Raw genomic sequence first — 18,710 nt, 5'->3', positions numbered from 1 at the left:
AAGCGGACGCGGGGATGATGCACTCGGTACTATCTGCGGCACGCCGCACATCAAAACGCAAACCCCGTCACTTGCGACGCCATCCGCTGACTTACCCTGCGTTGTGATGGCGGTGCAACAAGGACGTGGGGAATGGGGACAACCCCCGCACCCCAGCCTGCAGCGCAACACGTTTTTGTTGCATCGCCAGAGGGAATGGAGGAAAGACATCGAAACGCTGGAGATCAGCACGATGGCGATTTTGGTGACGGGTGGTGCTGGTTATATTGGCAGCCACATGGCGCACGCTCTTGTCGATCGGGGCGAAAGCGTCGTCGTGCTGGATGACCTCTCCACCGGGCACCGCCATGCCGTCCCGTCGGCCGCGACACTCGTCGTCGGTGATATCGGGGACATCGCGCTGGTCCGGTCTACGATCAAAGCGCACGACATTCGGGACATCGTCCACTTCGCAGCGCGAATTGTCGTCGTGGATTCCATTGCCCAGCCGCTCGATTACTACATGAACAATACGGTGCGCTCGCGCGCCCTGTTCGAAGCCGCAGTCACCAGCGGTGTGGAACGCCTGATTTTCTCCTCCACCGCCGCCGTCTATGGCGAGGGCGGCACCGACCTCATTCCGGAAACGGCGGACAAGCGTCCGATCACCCCATACGGCCGGTCGAAGCTCGCGACCGAATGGATGCTTACGGACATTGCCGCGGCACACCCGCTTTCCCACGCCGTGCTGCGTTACTTCAACGTAGCGGGGGCAGATCCGGCGGGCCGCTGCGGCCAGTCCTCGCGCCGCGCGACCCATCTCATCAAGGTTGCGGCCGAAGCGGTTGCGGGCCGTCGTCCCCACGTCGATCTCTACGGCGAGGATTACGATACGCCTGACGGCACCTGCATCCGCGACTATGTGCATGTGGCGGACCTGGTGGCGGCGCACCTTGCCGCTCTCGATGGGCTGAGGGCTGGCGCGACACGCCTCGTCTACAATTGCGGCTACGGTCGCGGCTTTTCGGTGCGCGAAGTCCTCAATGTGGTCCGCCGGGTGTCGAAAGTCCAGTTCCCGGTCATCGTGCGCGAGCGCCGGCCGGGCGACCCCGCCCGCCTGGTCGCGGATTCGAGCCGCATCCAGGCCGAACTCAACTGGCGACCCCGGTTCGACGATCTGGAAGTCATCGTCCGTTCGGCGCTGGAGTGGGAAGAAACGCTCGCGCGCAGGCAGCTTCAGCCGGCTTAAGCCTTCCCGCCCGCTTTCTAGCCGTGGACGACAGCCTCGCATAAGCTGCCGCATGCGCCCGTTGGCGCACAGGCGGGATCGGGGGCGTCCATGTTCGACGCGGTTATCATCGGCGGGGGGCCGGCGGGGGCGTCCTGTGCGCTCTGGCTGAAGATGCTCGGCTTCCGCCCGTGCATCGTCGAGCGCCGCCCCGTCCTCGGCGGCCTCGGCAATGACAATCCGTACCCGAACCAGTGGATCGCGCCCATTCGCGACAAGACCGGCATCGAGATTGCCGCCGAAGTCGACCGCCACATGCGCGACCACGACATCATCTGCCGCACCGGCGAGGCGGTGAGCGAGCTTGAGGTGATCCCAGAGGGCTTCCGCGTCACAACCGCCACCGGCGAGGTGGTGATGGGGCGCACCTGCGTCCTTGCAACCGGCGTGCGGCCGGTGAAGGGGGGGTTCAGCGCGTCCGAGGAGGTCATCATCGGCCCCGGCCAGACCCTCTTCAACGCGGATTTCGAAGGTCGCTCGGTCGCGATCCTCGGCGGCGGAGACAACGCTTTCGAGAACTACATCTTCGTGAGAAAACGCGGCGCCACCCGTGTCACCCTGTTTGCCCGCACCATCCGCGCGCGGCGCGAGTTTCTGGAGAAGGTGCCGCCATCCGACGTACGGATCGGCGCCTATCCGGTGGAGCCCGAGGTGCCGGCGGTGGCAGGCGAGCGGTTCGACAGGTTCCTCGTGCTGTACGGCTGGGAGCCGTACCTGCCCTACGCCCGGCATCTGGATCTTGCGCGGGATGTGCGCGGCTTCGTCGAGACCAGCGCCGATTGCGAGACGTCCGTTCCCAATCTCTACGCCATCGGCGAGATCGCCCAGCGCATGCATCCCTGCTGCGTCACCTCCATGGCGGATGGCGTGGTGGCGGCCAAGGCCATCCAGCGCACGCTGGAGCAGGACGCCGTGGCGCGCTTCGCGGAGCGGGTCCGCCGCTCTGCCGTTGATGCGGTGCCTCATCCGGTTCGCTCGCCGCGTGTGAAATAGGCGCCAGTTGCAAGGGGAGACGACCGAACGCTTCGCGCGAAGGCGGAGGGGTTGCTTTCGCGCCACAATGCGCGCCGACCTATCCAGTCCGTGCACGGAAGTCCTTGGCCGCGCCGGGCGGGCCGGGCAAGATCGGCGGAAGGGATCCGCGGGAGGCGGCGGACACGGGGGCGGATATGCGGACGGGTCTGGGGGCAATTATCGGTTTGGCGATCGCTGCGGCGTTTCACGCCAGCATCAGGACCACGGGCGCGCGAGGCGCGACGGTCGCCGCCCTTCTCCTCGCCGCGCTCGCAGTTCCGGCCGGCGCGCAGACGCTGGATCGCCTCACCAAGGGAGAGCCCTTCCGCATCGGCTATCGCCAGTTCGCGCCGCCTTATTCCTATGCGGCCAGCAATGGCCAGCCCTCCGGCTATATCGTGGATCTCTGCCGCGAGGTGGCGGACGCCCTCAAGCGCTCCCTCAAACTGCCGAACATGGCGGTGGACTATGTGAAGGTCTCCGCCGAAGACCGCTTCGAGGCGGTGCGCGACGGGCGGATCGACATCCTGTGCGAGCCCACATCCATGACCATGTCGCGGCGGGCACTGGTGGATTTCTCCCTGCCCACGTTCCTCGACGGCGCCGGCGTGGTTACGCGCGGTTCGGCGGTGAAGGGGCTGGAGGAGCTGCGCGGCAAGAAGGTCGGCGTGCTCAAGGGCACCACGACCGAGGAAACGCTGCGCGCCACCCTTTCGCAGATGGGCATCACCGCCACCATCGTCACCGTGACGGACCATCCGGACGGCCTCAAGCAACTGGCCGACGGCAAGCTCGACGCCTATTTCGGCGACCGCGGCATCCTCAATTATCTCATCGCCAACACCGCGTTCGGCAGCCGCCTGAGCCTCTCGGATCAGTATTTCACGTTCGAAACCTATGCGCTGGGGCTGCCCCGCGGCGACCAGACGTTCCGCCTTCTGGTGGACACCACCCTCGCCGACCTCTACCGGACCGACCGCATCCGCGACATCTATGCCAAAAGTTTCGGCAAGTTCCCGCCCGACCAGTTCCTCAACGCGCTGTTCGTCATCAACGGCGTGCCGAAATAGACAGGACTTTCCCAAAGGGCATATTTGTTGCTTATCGCTAGGGCCTGAGGACGCGGCAGATGCGCCGCGCCCGCCCGATCGGAGCGCGCCATGGCTCATGTCCATCGCATCGGAGCGAAGTCGTTCGTCTTCTCCGACCTCAAGGACCTGATGGCCAAGGCGACTCCGCCGCGCTCCGGCGACATGCTCGCGGGTATCGCCGCCGCCACCGCCGAGGAAAACGTCGCGGCGCGCATGTGCCTCGCCGACCTGCCACTCAAGACCTTTCTCGCCGAGCCGCTGGTGCCTTACGAGGGCGACGAGGTGACCCGCCTCATCCTCGACAGCCACGACAACGCGGCCTTCGCACTGGTCTCCGCCATGACGGTGGGCGACCTGCGCGACTTCCTGCTGTCGCCGGCCGCGACGCCGGAAGTTCTGGCCGCGCTTGCCCCCGGCCTGATGCCGGAGATGGCGGCGGCGGTCTCCAAGATCATGCGCAACCAGGATCTGATCCTCGCCGCCCGCAAGTGCCAGGTGGTGACGCGCTTCCGCAACACCATCGGCCTGCCCGGCACCATGGCGGTGCGCCTCCAGCCCAACCACCCTACCGACGACGCCGCCGGTGTCTCCGCCGTCATCCTCGACGGGCTGCTGTATGGCTGCGGCGACGCCGTGATCGGCATCAACCCTGCCTCCGACAGCGTGCCGGTAATCGACCGGCTGTTGAAGCTGATGGACGAGATCATCACGCGCTTCGACATCCCCACCCAAAGCTGCGTGCTCACCCACATCACCACCGCCATCGCGCTCATGGATCGGGGTGCGCCGGTGGATCTCGTGTTCCAGTCCATCGCCGGGACGGAGGGCGCGAACCGCTCCTTCGGCATCGACCTCAAGCTGCTCGCCGAGGGCACCGATGCGGCGCGGTCGCTGAAGCGCGGCACGGTGGGGCAGAATGCCATGTATTTCGAGACCGGGCAGGGCTCGGCCCTCTCCGCCGGGGCGCATCACGGGGTGGACCAGCAGACGCTCGAGGCGCGCGCCTATGGCGTCGCCCGCACCTTCGATCCGTTGCTCGTGAACACGGTGGTCGGCTTCATCGGCCCGGAATATCTCTATGACGGCAAGCAGATCATCCGCGCCGGGCTGGAGGATCATTTCTGCGGCAAGCTGCTCGGCGTGCCTTTGGGCGTGGACGTCTGCTACACCAACCACGCCGAGGCCGACCAGGACGACATGGACACGCTGCTCACCCTGCTCGGGGTGGCGGGCGTCACCTACATCATGGGCATTCCCGGCGCCGACGACGTGATGCTGAACTACCAATCCACGTCCTTCCACGATGCGCTCTACATCCGCGAGGTGCTGGGGCTGAAGCGCGCGCCGGAGTTCGAGGCGTGGCTGGAGAAGATGGACATCACCGGCACGGACGGGCGCCTGCTGCCGGCCGACGCCCGCAATCCCCTGCTGGGCTATGTGGCGGAGCGCGCCGCATGATCGAGCGCGACCCCTGGCTGAAGCTCGCGCGCCACACGCCGGCCCGGATCGCGCTGGGCCGCACGGGTGCGAGCCTGCCCACGGAGGAGGTGCTCCGTTTCGCCCTCGCCCATGCGCAGGCGCGCGATGCCGTTCACACGCCGTTCGATGCGGATCGGGTGGAGGAGGAGGTTCGCGCCCTCGGCTTTTCCACCCTGCGCGCAGAAAGCGCGGCGGCGGCCCGCGACGTCTATCTGCGCCGGCCGGACCTCGGCCGCCGGCTCTCGGACGGGAGCCGCGCCCGCCTCGCAGCGTCGGCAGGCGCGCCGGTGGACCTCGCGCTCGTGGTGGCGGACGGGCTCTCCTCCGCCGCCGTCCACGCCCACACCCGCCCTTTCCTTGCGGCATTGAAGGGCCGCATCGCCGATGCCGGATGGACCACCGCACCGGTGGTGATCGCCTCTCAGGCGCGGGTGGCCCTGGGCGACGAGGTGGGGCATTTGCTGAAGGCCCGCGCCGTGGCGCTCCTGGTGGGGGAGCGGCCCGGCCTCTCCTCCCCCGACAGCCTCGGCCTCTACCTCACGTTCAGCCCCAGGCCGGGACGCTCGGACGCGGAGCGCAACTGCATCTCCAATGTGCGCCCCGAGGGCCTTGCCTATGATCTGGCCGCCTTCAAGCTGGCCTGGCACGTTCGCGAAGCATTCGCGCGGCAGGTCAGCGGCGTCGAGCTGAAGGACGAGAGCGATCTGCTGCTCGAAGCGGGAATTCCACCCCTGAAACTGGCGCCAACACTGACTTGACGTAACGTAATATACTGATCTGGCTTTGAACTTGCTTTTATTCCTGGTCTGGCGGGATCGACCGCGCACGGAGGGCTGGGCATGGCCGAAGGCAGCAAATCCGGCGTCACCTACACCACGGTGGACGTAACCTACTTCGAACAGCGGGCCCTCAAGCGGCACGCGCGCGTCTGGTCGCTCTGGGCACTGGGCGTGGGGGCGGTCATCTCCGGCCATTTCTCGGGCTGGAACCTCGGCATTGCCTCGGGCGGCTGGGGCGGCATGTTCATCGCGGCGGTCATCATCGCCATCATGTATCTCGGCCTCACTTTCTCCATCGCCGAGATGTCGCCGGCCCTGCCCCACACGGGCGCCGCCTATTCCTTCGCGCGCACCACCATGGGGCCGTGGGGCGGCTTCGTCACCGGCCTGTGCGAGAACGTGGAATATGTCATCACGCCCGCGGTGGTGGTGTCCTTCATCGGCTCCTACATGGGCTCCATCTTCGGCACCCCGCCCGCCTTCCAGCCGGTCTACTGGATCTTCGGCTACATCATCTTCGTGGGCCTCAACATCGCCGGCGTGGAGCTCTCCTTCCGCGTGACGCTGGTGGTGACGCTGGCAGCGCTGGCCTGCCTCGTCGCCTTCTGGGTCAGCGCCCTTCCGGTGGCCAACTTCTCCCGCTGGGCGCTGAACATCGGCGTCGGGCCGGACGGCGCGGCGGTGGAGCTGCCCAACGGCGGCGGGCCTTTCCTGCCCTTCGGCATCGGCGGCGCGCTGGCCGCCCTGCCCTTCGCCGTCTGGCTGTTCCTCGCCATCGAGCAACTGCCGCTGGCGGCGGAGGAATCGGTGGACCCCAAGACCGACATGCCCAGGGGAATCATGGCCGGCATGGCGACGCTCATCGTCTCCGCCTTCATGATTCTGTGGCTCAATTCCTCGGTGGCCAACGGCGCCTTCGGCCTCTCCACCTCGCTGGAGCCACTGCTGGACGGCTTCAAGGCCATTTATGGCGACGGCCTCGCCAAGCTCCTCGCGCTGGTGGCGGTGATCGGGCTGATCGCCTCGTTCCACACCATCATCTATGCGCAGGGCCGGCAGATCTATTCGCTCTCCCGCGCCGGCTACTTCCCGCGCGGCCTGTCCGTGACCCATGGCGGGCGCAAGACCCCGCATGTGGCCATGGTGGCCGGCGCGCTGGTGGGCCTCGTCATCATGCTCGGCATCTGGTTCGCTCTGGGGGCTGAGGCGGGCGCGGCGGCCATCGGCGGCACGCTGCTGAACATGGCGGTGTTCGGCGCCATGCTCTCCTACGTGATGCAGGCGGTATCGTTCATCCTCATGCGGAAGAACATGCCGCACATCGAGCGGCCCTATAAGAGCCCGTTCGGCGTCCCCGGCGCGGTGGCGACCATCGTGATCGCCATCATCACCATCTGGTTTCAGCTCTCCGATCCCATCTACCGGAACGGCGTGATCGGCGTGGCGATCTGGTTCGCGGCCGGCATCGCCTACTTCGGCCTCTGGGGCCGGCACAAGCTGGTGCTTTCGCCGGAGGAGGAGTTTGCCCTCTCCAAGGGCACGGCCGAATACAAGAGCTACTGACAAACCCGCGGTCCGCCCCGACGGGCGGACCGCCTGCCCCCTTCAGATCACCGAGACCACCCGGAAGGTGTGCATCTCATCGTCCTCATGGACGGAGACATATTCCCCCACCTCGAACCGCTCGTCGCCGAAGCGGTAGCCGGCCTCGTCATCGTCCGTACCGGAAATGTCATAGCGAAACGCCCAGCTGCCGCCCGGGCGACGCACCAGATGGCCCACCTCATCCGCCTCGTCCGGGCGGAACTTCACCACGCGGCAGCTGTCGCGGTGCTTCGCCCACTCCGCCGCATCGATGCGGCCGGCGCTGTCGAGGGGCGCCACGAAGCTGTAGCCGTGATTGCGGGCGCCGTCCGGATGCCCCTTCTCACGGGCAAGCTCCATGCGGATCTGACGGAAGCCGTGCGGCAACTGGGTCATGTTGTCTTCTCCCCGACCTTGCGGCCTGTGGCTCCGTCCCGAGCGCGGACATCACGATGCGTTGACGGAAGCCTGTTTCGCCCTTCGCCGGGCTGGCGCAACCATAGGCAGCGGGCCGGCGGAGTGCGATGATGATGTCGCCCGAGGGGCGACGCGTGGAAATGTGATTTTCCCCGATCCGGCGCGCAAGGCATTTGACCTTCCGCAACGCCGAAGTCTCACATCCGTGAAACGGTATTTCCAATGGGCGCTGGGGGGTGCTCAGGTCCGGGGGTCATCGTCAGACGGGAGAAATGGACATGAACGACTCAGTGATGTTCCAGGGTCTCGCCCGCGCGCTGTCACCGGCCACGCCACCCATGGCTTGGCCGGTGACCGCATGGAAGAACCTGTTCTTCGACTGCCCGGTCGCGGTCAGCACGCACCTGCAGCAGTTCGTCGGCCGGCAGGTGCAGGAGCAGGTGGAGCTTCTCGGCCAGCTCTCGCGCGAGCAGAACCCCTCCGCCTTCGTCACCCGCGAGGCGGCTTTCCTCCAGCAATCGGCTCTCGCCTGGAGCACCGAACTGGTCGCGGTCGCCGAGATCGTCCAGTCCAAGCTGCTGAACGCCACGCAGGCGGAGCAGCCGGAGGACCAGCCGCCGTTTGCAAAGGCGGCGTGAGCGGGTTCGGATAGGCCCGACACACCGCCATCCGCGGCTGGAGTCGCGGATTGGGGGAGGCCGTAGCGGCCGGGCGTCGCGGCGGAGCCTGCGTCGTCTCGCCCGCGCGGATTGCCCCGGAGGCGCCATGGCGCCATGGTGGGACCGAAGCGTTCTGAATCGGTCGCCCCCGTGCTTATCGTTGAAATTCCGTACCGCGACCCGTTCGCCGCGTTCCAGGCCTTCGCCGACGCCCCCCAATGCGCCTTTCTCGACAGCGCGGCGGAGGGCGACGTGCGGGCGCGCTGGTCCTATATCGGCGCGGATCCCTATGCCTTCATCACCTCCGGCGCGGATGGCGTCCGGCTGAACGGTGCCTTCGTGCCCGGAACGCCGTTCGACGTGCTCGCGCGCGCGCTCAATCCCGGCGACCTGCCGCCCTGCCTCGGCCCCTCCTCCGCCCCCGTGCCCTTCCTCGGCGGGGCCATGGGCTATCTCGGCTATGAGCTCGGCCGGCATCTGGAGCGCCTGCCCCCGCCACGCAACGCTGATCCGGCGGTGCCGGAAATGGCCATGGGCCTCTACGACGCCATCCTTGCCTTCGACCGGCTGGAAAAGCGCGCCTTCATCGTCTCCAACGGACGGCCGGAGACTGGCGACGCCGCCGAGGCTCGGGCCCAGCGCCGCGCGCAGGAGCTGTTCGACCGGCTGGCCACCGCGCCCGCAGCGGCGCCCGCCGCCGATTTCAGCCGCACCGGCACGTTCACGCCCGACCAGCCGCGCGCGGAGGTGGAGGCGGAAGTGGCGCGGGTGATCGAGTACATCCGCGCCGGCGACATCTTCCAGGCCAACCTCACGCACCAGATGCGGGCGAGGGTGCCGGAAGGCCTCACCGACCTTGCCCTCTACACCCGCCTGCGCGCATTGAGCCCGTCCCCCTTCGCCGCCTTCCTGCGTGCCGGCGACAACCTCGCGGTGCTTTCCGCCTCCCCCGAGCGCTTCCTCTCCCTCACCTCCGATGGGCGGGTGGAGACGCGCCCCATCAAGGGCACCCGCCGCCGCAGCGCCGATCCCGCCGAGGACAGGGCGCTCGCCGACGCCCTCCTCGCCTCGGTGAAGGACCGTGCGGAAAACCTGATGATCGTGGACCTGATGCGCAACGATCTTTCGCGCGTGTCGGAGGTGGGCAGCGTGAAGGTGCCGGTCCTGTGCGGGCTGGAGACCTTCGCCAGCGTCCACCATCTCGTCTCGGTCATCGACAGCCGGCTGAAGCCCGGTCTCGGCCCGGTGGACCTCCTGAAGGCCTGCTTTCCCGGCGGCTCCATCACCGGCGCGCCGAAGATCCGCGCCATGGAGATCATCCACGAGCTGGAGCCCTCCCCGCGCGGGGTCTATTGCGGCTCGGTGGCGTGGATCGGCTTCGACGGAGCGATGGATTCCTCCATCGTCATCCGCACCATCACCCGCTGCGGCGACACGCTGCTGACCCAGGCGGGCGGCGGCATCGTCGCGGATTCCGATCCGGCGGACGAATATGAGGAGAGCCTCGTCAAGCTCTCGCCCATGCTGCGCGCGCTCTCGGGGGACGGTACATGAAGCTATTCCTCGGCACCGGGCTGGTGGAGGAGGCAGATGCGTCCGTCTCCCCGTTCGATCGCGGCTTCACGCTGGGCGACGGACTGTTCGAGACGCTGAGGATAAAGGGCGGCAGGGTGCTGCGTGTCGGGGCGCACCTGGCCCGGCTCGCTGCCGGCGCGGGCGTGCTGGGGATACCGTTGCCGGCCCTCGACCTTGGCGCGGCGCTGGCGCAGACCGCCGAGGCCAATGGCCTGAGCGAAGGCGTGCTGCGCCTCACCCTCACCCGGGGTCCCGGCCCGCGCGGCGTGCTGCCGCCGGCCGAGCCGAAGCCCACCCTCGTCATCACCGCAGCGCCGCTCTCGCCGCCTTTGCCTCCCGCGCGGCTCGTGATCGCGCAGGGCACACGCCGCAACGATCGCTCGCCGCTGGCGCAGGTGAAATCGCTGAACTATCTCGACGGCATCCTCGCCCGTCAGGAGGCCGCGCGACGCGGTGCGGACGATGCGGTGATCCTCAACACGCGCGATGGCGTGGCCGAGACCTCCATCGCCAATCTGTTCGCGGTCATCGACGGCGCGCTGGTGACGCCGCCCCTGTCAGAGGGCGTGCTGCCCGGCATCATGCGGGCGGAGGTGCTGCTCGCCGTCGGAGCGACGGAGCGGCCGCTGACGGTGGACGCCCTCGCATCGGCGGATGAAATCCTGCTCACCTCCGCGCTCGGCATCCGCTCCGTGGCGACCCTGGAAGGCCGCCCCCTTCCCTCCACCGCAGCCGCCGACCGCCTGCGCGCGCTGATCGAGGGTGCATGAGACGGCCATCATGAGCGCGCCGACGCTCAAGACGCACCGCCTCCTGCTGCGCCCGTGGCGACCATCCGACCGCGATGCCCTGTGGCCGATGCAGTCCGATCCGCGCACCATGGAATTCCTGATGCCGATCGCCGACCGAACCGCCAGCGATGCAGTGGCGGAGCGGGCCGAGGCGCATTTCGCGCGGCACGGCTTCGGACTGTGGGTGGTGGAGGTGCCCGGCGTCATCGACTTCGCCGGCTATTGCGGGCTCGTCCATGTGCCCTACACGGAGCACTTCACGCCGGCGGTGGAGATCGGCTGGCGGTTCGATCCCGCCTTCTGGGGCCAGGGCTACGCCACCGAGGCGGCGCGGGCGGCGCTGGACTTCGGATTCGCGTCTCTGGGACTGGAAGAGATCGTCGCCATCACCGTGCCGGCGAACCTCCGCTCGCGGGCGGTGATGGAGCGGCTCGGCATGGCGCGGGACGAGAGCGGCGATTTCGACCTGCCGTCCACGCCGCCGGGCCACCCGTTGCGGCGGCAGGTGATCTATCGACTCAGGCGGTCAGAAGTGCGGGCCTGACCACCGCCGCCTCGATGAGATCGGCGGCATCGGTCACGCCGCGCCCCTGTGCCATCTCGGCCGCGATCCGCCGGGCGTTCTCGCGATAGCGTGGCTGCTCCAGCACGGCCCGCAGCGCGGCGGTCAGGCGCTTCTGGCTGGCACGGCCGGCGGGCACCACCTCGGCAACGCCCGCATAGGCGAGGCGCGCGGCCGTGGCCGGCTGCTCGAAGGCGATGGGCATGGCCACCAGCGGCACGCCCTCGGCCATGGCATCGAGCACCGTGTTCATGCCGCAATGGAGCACCGCCGCCGCGCATCGCTTCAGCACCTCCTGCTGGGGGACGAACGCGCGCACCTCTGCAAGCTCAGCGAGCCGCGCGGCCTCGGCCTGCGACAGAAGCCCGCCATGGGCGATGAGGAGGCGCACGCCCACCTCCCGCGCCGCCAGCGCCACCTTGCGGAACAGATCGGCCCGGGCGCCCTGCAGGGTGCCGAGGGAGCAAAAAACGAGCGGCTTGTCCCCCACTTCCGGCAGCGGTGCGGAGGCTACCGGGATGGCGGCGGCATCGCGCCAGGGGGAGCCGTAATGGAAGGTGGTGGGGAGCTCGGTGCGGGGAAAGTCCAGCCCCTTCGGCATCTGCGCCACGGTCAAGAGCGATGAGAAACCGCCGTCGGCGAACGGATCCAGCCCGAAGGTCGCGCCGTGCCGCGCCAGCACCTTGCGCATGGGTGACATGAGGAAATCCGTCACGCGATAGCCGCCCTTGTTGCGGACGAGCGCCTTCTCGCCTTCCTCATACGGCCACGGCACGAAGGGCGGCGGCACGCCCACCTCGCGATTGAGCGGCAGCGCGGTCGCGGTGGAGATCACGGGCAGGCCCAGGTGGCGCGCGACCAAGGTGCCCGCCGCCTCCGTCTGGTCGGCGATCACCGCGTCAGCACCGATGTCGCGCAGCACGCCGGGCAGATCGCGGCACAGCATGTCCGTCTGGGCGGCGGTCGCGCGCAGTGTACCGAGAAGGCCGAACAGCCCCGTGGGCTTGGCGAGGCGGTTCACATAGGCGTCGAGGGCGCCAGCGGGATAATCGCGCGTGCCCACCGCAGCGAAGTCCGCCCCCTTGCCCTTCACCAGCCGCGCCGCATCCACCATGTGGACGAAGGTGACGCGATGGCCCCGCGCGCCGAGTTCGCGCGCCAGCACCAGCAATGGGTTGTAATGCCCCGGCAGCGGCGGGGCGACGACGGCGAAATGGGTCATCGCGGCCGCGTCCACAAATGCTTCGGGCGCGGCGGCTGCGGTCCGCTGCGGCGGGTCGAGAGGGCAAGCCCGATGCCCTGCATCAGGTAGCCGATCTTCTGCGCCTTGGTGGTGGAGACACGCGCATCCCACGCCTTCGGCCCGCGCCGTCGCACCTCGGTGCCGATGGCGCGGTAGACGCAGCGGGCGGCGCCCACGGCGGCGGCGGCGCGGAACGGCAGGGCGCCCATGCCGATCACCGCCTGCTCGTAATAGGGCTCCGCCACATCCAGGAGCCGCGCGACGGCGGCGGCGACGCCGGCGCGGTGTCCGGGCGCGGCGATCTCCGTCTCGGGCACGCCTTCCACGTCGAGGAACGTGCCCGGCACATAGATGCGGCCGATGCCGGCATCCTCGATCACGTCGCGGGAAATGTTGGTGAGCTGGAAGCCGAGGCCGAGGTCGCTCGCCCGGTCCAGCACCACCTCGTCCCGCGCGCCCATGATCAGCGCCATCATCACCCCCACCACGCCGGCCACGTGGTAGCAGTAGGTGAGCGTGTCATCTAGGGTCTCGTAGCGGCGGCCTTCCACGTCCATGCGGAAGCCCTCGAGCAGATCGAGGGGATGGCGCTCGGGAATGTCATTGCGGCGGACCACCTCGGCGAAGGCGGCGAAGGCGGGATGGGAAGACGGCGCGCCGCGATAGGCCCGGCGGGTCTCCTCAAACAAGGCGTCGAGCCGCTCGGCCGGCGTCTGGGCGCTCGCGATGCGGCCGTGGCCAAGCTCCTGCCCGTCCACCACGTCGTCGCAGTGGCGGCACCACGCATAGAGCATCACCGCATCTTCGCGCATGCGCGGCGAGAACAGCCGGGCGGCGGCGGCGAAGCTCTTCGAGCCCTTGGCGATGGCCTCCTCGCTCGCGCCCACCACGTCCGGAGCAGCGTCCGTCCCGCTCATGCGGGGGACCGGGCGGCGATACCGAGGTCTTCGAGGATGAGGCCAGCCGTCGCCTTGGCCGAGCCCACCACCCCCGGAACGCCCGCGCCCGGATGGGTGCCGGCGCCGGCGAAATAGAGGTTGCCGATCTTGTCGTCGCGATTGTGCGGCCGGAACCACGCCGACTGGGTGAGGATCGGCTCCACCGAGAAGGCCGAACCGAGATGGGCCGAAAGCTCGTCCCGGAAGCCGAAGGGGGTGAGGATGCGCGTGGTCACGAGGCTCTCTTTCAGCCCCGGCAGCAGGCGCTGCTCGAGATGGCCGAGGATGCGGTCGCGATACTTCGGCCCTTCCACGTCCCAGTCGATCTCAGCCTTGCCGAGGTGCGGCACGGGGGAGAGCACGTAGAAGGCGGTGGAGCCCTCGGGCGCCAGCGATTTGTCGGTCACGGTCGGCGCGTGGAGATAGAGGGAGAAATCCTCCGGCAGATCCGGGCCGCTGAAGATCTCGTTCACGAGGCCCCGGTAGCGCGGGCCGAACAGCACCGTGTGGTGCTGCAGATGATCCCATGTGCGGTTGGCGCCGAAATAGATGACGAACAGCGACATGGAATGCCGCTTCTTCGCGAGCTTGGCCCCCTCCGCCTTCCCGCGCGCGCTGTTGCGCATGAGGTGGGCGTAGGTGTGCACCACGTCCGCGTTGGAGGCGACGAGATCGAACGGGCGCATTTCGCCGCCGACGCGCACGCCGGTCGCCCGGTCAACCTCGACCACGATCTCGTCCACCTTGGCCGAGAGGTGGATCGTGCCGCCGAGATCGGTGAACAGCTTCACCATACCGCGCACCAGCGCGCCGGTGCCGCCGCGGGGGAAGAACACGCCCCATTTGCGCTCCAGCGCATGGATGAGGGCGTAGATGGACGAGGTGGAGAAGGGGTTTCCGCCCACCAGCAGCGAGTGGAAGGAGAAGGCTTCCCGCAGGTGCTCGTCCTTGATGAAGCTCGATACCATGGAATAGACCGAGCGCCACGCCTGGAGCTTCGCCAGCTGCGGGCCGGCCTTCATCATGTCCGAGAAGCTGAGGAACGGCACGGCGCCGAGCTTGAGGTAGCCCTCCTCGAACACCGCCTTGGAATAAGCGAAGAAGCGCCGGTAGCCTTCCACGTCCGCCGGGTTGAAGGCGGCGATCTGGGCATCGAGGGCGGCCTGATCGTTCACATAGTCGAACTGCCGGCCGTCCGACCACAAGAGGCGGTAGAAGGGCGAGACCGGCATCAGGTCCACGTAGTCGGAGAGGCGCCGGCCCGCGGCCTCGTAGACCTCTTCGAGACAGGAGGGGTCGGTGATGACGGTCGGGCCACCATCGAAGGTGAAGCCCTTGTCCTCATAGACATAGGCCCGGCCGCCGGGCTTGTCCCGCTGCTCGAAGACGGTGGTGGCGATGCCGGCGGCCTGCAGGCGGATGGCAAGGGCGAGACCGCCGAAGCCGGACCCGATGACGGCGGCGCGGCGGGGGGACGTGGTGGCATCAAGCATCATCAGGAACCGGTGGCGGCTTTCGTCTCGGGCAGGCAGGAAATGGCCTTCAGCACCGATACGGGTGGGCGGCCCGTGAGGATGCGTGCCTTGTCCTTGAAGGTCAGGCGATCCCCGTAAAAGCGCGCGATCAGGTCTTCGGGCAAGCGATAAAAGCGCTCAAGGATGGCATAGCGGCGATCCGGCGCGGCGGCGCGGAACAGCATCCTGTTGAGCAGCCGGAAAAAGCCGCGGCTGTCCCACCGCTTGCGCGCATAGTCGCGCACGAAGGCGGAAAGGGCCGGGCCGGAGAGGTCCGGCAGCTCGCTCACGAGGTCGGCGAGTTCCATCGCATCCGGCAGGGAATAGCCCGTGGTGGGGTGGAACAGCGCGGCGCGCAGCCCGACGCGCGCCACCCCGGGCGGCGCCTCGGCCAGAAAGGCACCGATGTCCCCGCCGAGGGCGATGGGCAGGACGCCCTCCTCCTCGCGCACCACATGCTCGATCTCCCAGCCCTGCGCGGCGGCATAGGCCTTGACGCGGCGCCGCAAGGTGTCGGCCGGAAGCTCGGGACCGTCGGAATAATAGGTATCCTCGATCAGCAGCGTCTGCGGATCGAGCGGCAGCACGTAGACGAAGCGATAGCCGTCGATCTGCTCCACCCGCGCATCCATGATGATGGGCCGGGCGAGGCCATGCGGCCGGGCAAGCTGCACCTCCTGGCCGATGAATTTCTGGAACCCGAGGTCGAGATGGCGGGACGGCACCTGCCCCCGCCCGTCGATCACCGCTCCCGCGTCGATCCGCTCTCCGCCGGCGAGAACGACGTGGTCCGCCGCCACATGGGCGACCCTGGCGTTCAGGCGGATGGACGTATGGAGCCGCTCGTGCATCACCTGCGACAGGCGCTCGGACGTGACGGTGCCGTAGTGGCCCTTGAGGATGCGGGAGTAGGCGGGGAAATGCACGTCGTTGCCCATCCACACATGGGCGCGGAACGGGCTGAGGAAGGCATGCTGCATGCGCTCGAAATCGCTGGAATGGTACGACCAGCTGTGGTTGCCGCCGACGCTCTCGCCCGCCTCCAGCAGCAGCATGCGGACCCGGCCGCGACGCTGGGCGATGCGGGCGGCGAGCAGGCAGTTGGCGAGCCCGGCACCGACGAAAACGATATCCATGCCCCGCCCCGCTTCTCGTGCCGCGTTCCCTTGGGTCGCCCTTCCTTAAAGCCGAATAGCTGGAGCCCGCCCGCCTGTCACCCCCTGCGTCGGCAGGGATGCGGCTTGGTGCCGCTGCGACTCGCTCTCACTTGCGGGTAGGGGCGCGGAAACTTACCTCACGGGAGCACACTGCGCCGGCGAACCATCGCCAGACCCGCGTGACGCCGGACGGGCGGAAGCCCCAACCGGCCCGGGAGATATCATGAACGAACAGCATTGGCCGCATCTCTCGCCCCTGTCCACGGGCGTGCGAGGCCGCTGCCCCCGCTGCGGCGAGGGCCACCTTTTCAATGGCTTCCTGACCATTGCCCCGGCCTGCGAGGTCTGCGGCCTCGACTATTCCTTCGCCGATCCGGCGGACGGGCCGGCCTTCTTCGTCATGTGCTTCGCCTGCGTGCCGGCGGTGCTGTTCGCGATCTGGCTGGAGGTGGCCTATCAGGCACCCTACTGGGTTCACCTCGTGACCACGCTGCCGCTCTTGCTACTCACCTGTATACCACCCCTCCGACCGTTGAAGGGTTGGCTGGTGGCGAGCCAGTATTATTACAAGGCCGAGGAAGGCCGCCGCGTCATCACCCCGTCCGCCCCCGAGGGACGGACGGGCGCCTGACCCGCCCCAGCCCCTCGTCAGCGGCCCAGCCCCATGGCGTGGGGCAGCCAGAGGGTGAGGCCGGGGATGTAGGTGATCGCGAGAAGCGCGATCATCAGCGGCACCAGCCAGGGCAGGATGGCGATGGTGGTGCGCTCCACCGAGAGCTTCGCCACCCGCGCCAGCACGAACAGCACCATGCCCAGCGGCGGGTGCAGCAGCCCGATCATCAGGTTCAGCGTCATGATGAGCCCGAAATGGATCGGGTCGATGCCGAGCTTGAGCACGATGGGCAAGAGGATGGGCACGAGAATCGTGATGGCCGCGATGGTGTCGATGAAGCAGCCCACGAACAGGATCAGCAGGTTGGCGAGCGCCAGAAACACCCATTTGTTCTGGGTGAAGCCGAGGATGGCGTCGGAGAGCATCTGCGCCGCCTGACTGGCGGTGAGCAGCCACGCGAAGATGGACGCCGCGGTGACGATGAACAGCACCGAAGCCGTCGTCTCGATGGTGTCGAAGGTCGCCTTCGCCAGCGTCTTCAGCGTCATGGAGCGGTAGCGCACGAGGCCGAGGAAGAGCGACCAGATCACCGCCGCGACCGCCGCCTCGGTGGGCGTGAACCAGCCGAGCGTCATGCCGCCGATGAGGATCACCGGCGTCATCAGCGCCATGACGGCGGAGAAGTCGAAGTACCAGTCGAGCGCCACGAGCACCGCGAGCGCGATGAGCACGGCCTGGTTGGTGGAGAGCCCGAGGGCGATCATCACATAGACCGCCGCCGGGAATGCCAGCACGATCACCACCTCGACGCTGGCCGAGAGCAGTTGCCTCCAGTTGAACGCGGCATCCGAGCCCCAGCCGTTGCGGCGGGCGAAATAGGCAACCGTCCCCATCATCAGCAGCGTCATCACCACCCCGGGCACCACGCCGCCGAGGAAGAGCGCGCCGATGGAGACGTTGGCCAGCATCCCGTAGATGACGAACGGCAGGCTGGGCGGAATGATCGGCCCCAGCGTCGCCGAGGCGGCGGTGACGCCGACCGCGAACTCGGTGGAATAGCCATGATCCTTCATGGCCTTGATCTCGATGGTGCCGAGCCCGGCCGCATCCGCGATGGCGGTCCCGGACATGCCGGAGAAGATCACCGAGCCGATGATGTTCACCTGCCCCAGCCCGCCGCGCATCCAACCCACCAGCGATACCGCGAAGGCATAGATGCGCCCGGTGACGCCGGCGATGTTCATGAGATTGCCGGCCAGGATGAAGAACGGCACCGCCAGCAGCGGGAAGCTCTCCACGCCGGCGATCATACGCTGGGCGATGACAACGTCCGGCACCGTTCCGGAAACGAGGATGTAAACCAGCGATGCCCCGGCCATGGCGATGGCCACCGGCACGCCGCAGAGCATCAGGACGAGGAACCCGCCGATGAGCAGCCACATGGCTCAGTCCCCCTTGTGATCGTAGGTGCCTTCGAACGCCTCGGGGCGTTCAAGCACGCTGTAGCCGCGGCGGATGTTGCCGACGGCCACCTGGACCGAGCGGATGAGCATCATCACGAAGCCGAAGAGGACCGCGTAGTAGACGACGCTCTTGGGCGCATCGACCATCACCATGGGCTCGTCGCCCACGAGCGCGATGTAGCGCACCATCAGCCACACGCCGTAGGCGATGAAGCCGGTGCGCACGAGGTCCACGAACAGCGACAGCACCCGTCCCGCCGGCTCCGGGATGAAGCGGTAGATGAGGTCCACCTGGATGTGTCGCGAGAGCCGCACGCACATGGCCGCGCCGATGAACACCACCGCCACGAGGCAGTAGGTGGCCAATTCCTCGGTCCAGGAGAAACTGTCGTTGAGCACGTAGCGGGTGAAGAACTGGGTGAACACCAGCCCGGCCATGATCCAGAAGATGGCGAGGGTGATCCAGTCTTCGAAGGCGTAGCCGGAAAGGTCCACCTCCTCCTGCTGCTCGAACGTATGGGCGAGTTCCTCGCCGGTAACGCGGGTGTGGACTTCCTGAGCCAT

The 18,710-nt window shown here is 68.0% G+C and carries 18 protein-coding genes; 11 read left to right on the top strand and 7 right to left on the bottom strand.

The features are described 5' to 3' along the window. Positions 1-232 precede the first annotated feature (232 nt). The 6 genes from galE (at position 233) to V5F63_RS10320 (ending at position 7,193) form a co-directional block, all read left to right on the top strand. Positions 233-1,228: a UDP-glucose 4-epimerase GalE gene (galE, locus tag V5F63_RS10345; RefSeq protein ID WP_209488952.1), complete on the top strand. Its 996-nt coding sequence runs from the start codon at positions 233-235 to the stop codon at positions 1,226-1,228. Between the two features lie 90 nt (positions 1,229-1,318). After that, positions 1,319-2,260 (top strand): NAD(P)/FAD-dependent oxidoreductase, encoded by a 942-nt coding sequence (locus V5F63_RS10340; RefSeq protein ID WP_394102610.1) that lies wholly within the window; start codon positions 1,319-1,321, stop codon positions 2,258-2,260. A 206-nt stretch (positions 2,261-2,466) separates the two neighbouring features. After that, positions 2,467-3,351 (top strand): amino acid ABC transporter substrate-binding protein, encoded by an 885-nt coding sequence (locus V5F63_RS10335; RefSeq protein ID WP_209488950.1) that lies wholly within the window; start codon positions 2,467-2,469, stop codon positions 3,349-3,351. A 90-nt stretch (positions 3,352-3,441) separates the two neighbouring features. Beyond that, a complete protein-coding gene (locus V5F63_RS10330; protein WP_394102609.1) occupies positions 3,442-4,830 on the top strand; it encodes an ethanolamine ammonia-lyase subunit EutB in 1,389 nt (462 codons plus the stop codon). Further along, a complete protein-coding gene (gene eutC, locus V5F63_RS10325; RefSeq protein ID WP_394102608.1) occupies positions 4,827-5,609 on the top strand; it encodes an ethanolamine ammonia-lyase subunit EutC in 783 nt (260 codons plus the stop codon). Before V5F63_RS10330 ends, eutC begins: the two co-directional genes overlap by 4 nt. Before the next feature lie 81 nt (positions 5,610-5,690). Beyond that, entirely contained in the window at positions 5,691-7,193 is a 1,503-nt protein-coding gene (locus V5F63_RS10320; RefSeq protein ID WP_394102607.1) for an amino acid permease, read from the top strand. A 42-nt stretch (positions 7,194-7,235) separates the two neighbouring features. On the opposite strand, the gene V5F63_RS10315 is transcribed toward V5F63_RS10320, so the two are convergent. Further along, entirely contained in the window at positions 7,236-7,610 is a 375-nt protein-coding gene (locus V5F63_RS10315) for a hypothetical protein (protein ID WP_209488946.1), read from the bottom strand. A 299-nt stretch (positions 7,611-7,909) separates the two neighbouring features. Here V5F63_RS10315 and V5F63_RS10310 point away from each other — a divergent pair, with 299 nt between their 5' ends. From V5F63_RS10310 to V5F63_RS10295, 4 genes are all read left to right on the top strand, one after another. Then, complete coding sequence (locus V5F63_RS10310; protein WP_169121041.1) at positions 7,910-8,269, top strand: hypothetical protein; 360 nt, start codon at positions 7,910-7,912, stop codon at positions 8,267-8,269. A gap of 171 nt (positions 8,270-8,440) precedes the next feature. Further along, positions 8,441-9,844 (top strand): aminodeoxychorismate synthase component I, encoded by a 1,404-nt coding sequence (gene pabB, locus V5F63_RS10305; RefSeq protein ID WP_394102606.1) that lies wholly within the window; start codon positions 8,441-8,443, stop codon positions 9,842-9,844. Next, a complete protein-coding gene (locus V5F63_RS10300) occupies positions 9,841-10,635 on the top strand; it encodes an aminotransferase class IV (protein ID WP_394102605.1) in 795 nt (264 codons plus the stop codon). Before pabB ends, V5F63_RS10300 begins: the two co-directional genes overlap by 4 nt. Positions 10,636-10,645: 10 nt before the next feature. After that, complete coding sequence (locus tag V5F63_RS10295) at positions 10,646-11,200, top strand: GNAT family N-acetyltransferase (RefSeq protein ID WP_394102604.1); 555 nt, start codon at positions 10,646-10,648, stop codon at positions 11,198-11,200. On the opposite strand, the gene V5F63_RS10290 is transcribed toward V5F63_RS10295, so the two are convergent. Genes V5F63_RS10290 through crtY form a run of 4 tightly spaced genes read right to left on the bottom strand, consistent with a single transcriptional unit; the run spans position 11,175 to position 16,049 of the window. After that, positions 11,175-12,440, bottom strand: a complete 1,266-nt coding sequence (locus V5F63_RS10290) for a glycosyltransferase (protein ID WP_394102603.1) — start codon at positions 12,438-12,440, stop codon at positions 11,175-11,177. The two genes, V5F63_RS10295 and V5F63_RS10290, sit on opposite strands and share 26 nt — an antisense overlap. Then, entirely contained in the window at positions 12,437-13,378 is a 942-nt protein-coding gene (locus V5F63_RS10285; RefSeq protein ID WP_394102602.1) for a phytoene/squalene synthase family protein, read from the bottom strand. Before V5F63_RS10285 ends, V5F63_RS10290 begins: the two co-directional genes overlap by 4 nt. Beyond that, positions 13,375-14,895, bottom strand: a complete 1,521-nt coding sequence (locus V5F63_RS10280; RefSeq protein ID WP_394102601.1) for a phytoene desaturase — start codon at positions 14,893-14,895, stop codon at positions 13,375-13,377. The genes V5F63_RS10285 and V5F63_RS10280 overlap by 4 nt, the downstream gene beginning before the upstream one ends. Further along, entirely contained in the window at positions 14,895-16,049 is a 1,155-nt protein-coding gene (crtY, locus tag V5F63_RS10275) for a lycopene beta-cyclase CrtY (protein ID WP_209488939.1), read from the bottom strand. Before crtY ends, V5F63_RS10280 begins: the two co-directional genes overlap by 1 nt. 244 nt (positions 16,050-16,293) lie before the next feature. Here crtY and V5F63_RS10270 point away from each other — a divergent pair, with 244 nt between their 5' ends. Continuing rightward, a complete protein-coding gene (locus tag V5F63_RS10270; RefSeq protein WP_209488938.1) occupies positions 16,294-16,701 on the top strand; it encodes a DUF983 domain-containing protein in 408 nt (135 codons plus the stop codon). Positions 16,702-16,718: 17 nt separating this feature from the next. On the opposite strand, the gene V5F63_RS10265 is transcribed toward V5F63_RS10270, so the two are convergent. Continuing rightward, positions 16,719-18,125, bottom strand: coding sequence for a TRAP transporter large permease (locus tag V5F63_RS10265; protein WP_209488937.1), 1,407 nt, complete (start codon positions 18,123-18,125; stop codon positions 16,719-16,721). A gap of 3 nt (positions 18,126-18,128) precedes the next feature. Then, a complete protein-coding gene (locus V5F63_RS10260) occupies positions 18,129-18,710 on the bottom strand; it encodes a TRAP transporter small permease (RefSeq protein ID WP_209488936.1) in 582 nt (193 codons plus the stop codon).

It is taken from the genome of Xanthobacter wiegelii, from assembly GCF_043193855.2.
Classification (GTDB): domain Bacteria; phylum Pseudomonadota; class Alphaproteobacteria; order Rhizobiales; family Xanthobacteraceae; genus Xanthobacter; species Xanthobacter flavus_A.
The sequence above is the reverse complement of the archived record's forward strand: the minus strand, read 5'-3'. Positions and strand labels throughout refer to the sequence as shown.

Coding starts and splice junctions, on each gene's coding strand:
- galE (WP_209488952.1), top strand. CDS start 233: ATGGCGATTTTGGTGACGGGTGGTGCTGGTTATATTGGCAGCCACATG.
- V5F63_RS10340 (WP_394102610.1), top strand. CDS start 1,319: ATGTTCGACGCGGTTATCATCGGCGGGGGGCCGGCGGGGGCGTCCTGT.
- V5F63_RS10330 (WP_394102609.1), top strand. CDS start 3,442: ATGGCTCATGTCCATCGCATCGGAGCGAAGTCGTTCGTCTTCTCCGAC.
- eutC (WP_394102608.1), top strand. CDS start 4,827: ATGATCGAGCGCGACCCCTGGCTGAAGCTCGCGCGCCACACGCCGGCC.
- V5F63_RS10320 (WP_394102607.1), top strand. CDS start 5,691: ATGGCCGAAGGCAGCAAATCCGGCGTCACCTACACCACGGTGGACGTA.
- V5F63_RS10315 (WP_209488946.1), bottom strand. CDS start 7,610: ATGACCCAGTTGCCGCACGGCTTCCGTCAGATCCGCATGGAGCTTGCC.
- V5F63_RS10310 (WP_169121041.1), top strand. CDS start 7,910: ATGAACGACTCAGTGATGTTCCAGGGTCTCGCCCGCGCGCTGTCACCG.
- V5F63_RS10300 (WP_394102605.1), top strand. CDS start 9,841: ATGAAGCTATTCCTCGGCACCGGGCTGGTGGAGGAGGCAGATGCGTCC.
- V5F63_RS10295 (WP_394102604.1), top strand. CDS start 10,646: ATGAGCGCGCCGACGCTCAAGACGCACCGCCTCCTGCTGCGCCCGTGG.
- V5F63_RS10290 (WP_394102603.1), bottom strand. CDS start 12,440: ATGACCCATTTCGCCGTCGTCGCCCCGCCGCTGCCGGGGCATTACAAC.
- V5F63_RS10285 (WP_394102602.1), bottom strand. CDS start 13,378: ATGAGCGGGACGGACGCTGCTCCGGACGTGGTGGGCGCGAGCGAGGAG.
- V5F63_RS10280 (WP_394102601.1), bottom strand. CDS start 14,895: ATGATGCTTGATGCCACCACGTCCCCCCGCCGCGCCGCCGTCATCGGG.
- crtY (WP_209488939.1), bottom strand. CDS start 16,049: ATGGATATCGTTTTCGTCGGTGCCGGGCTCGCCAACTGCCTGCTCGCC.
- V5F63_RS10270 (WP_209488938.1), top strand. CDS start 16,294: ATGAACGAACAGCATTGGCCGCATCTCTCGCCCCTGTCCACGGGCGTG.
- V5F63_RS10265 (WP_209488937.1), bottom strand. CDS start 18,125: ATGTGGCTGCTCATCGGCGGGTTCCTCGTCCTGATGCTCTGCGGCGTG.
- V5F63_RS10260 (WP_209488936.1), bottom strand. CDS start 18,710: ATGGCTCAGGAAGTCCACACCCGCGTTACCGGCGAGGAACTCGCCCAT.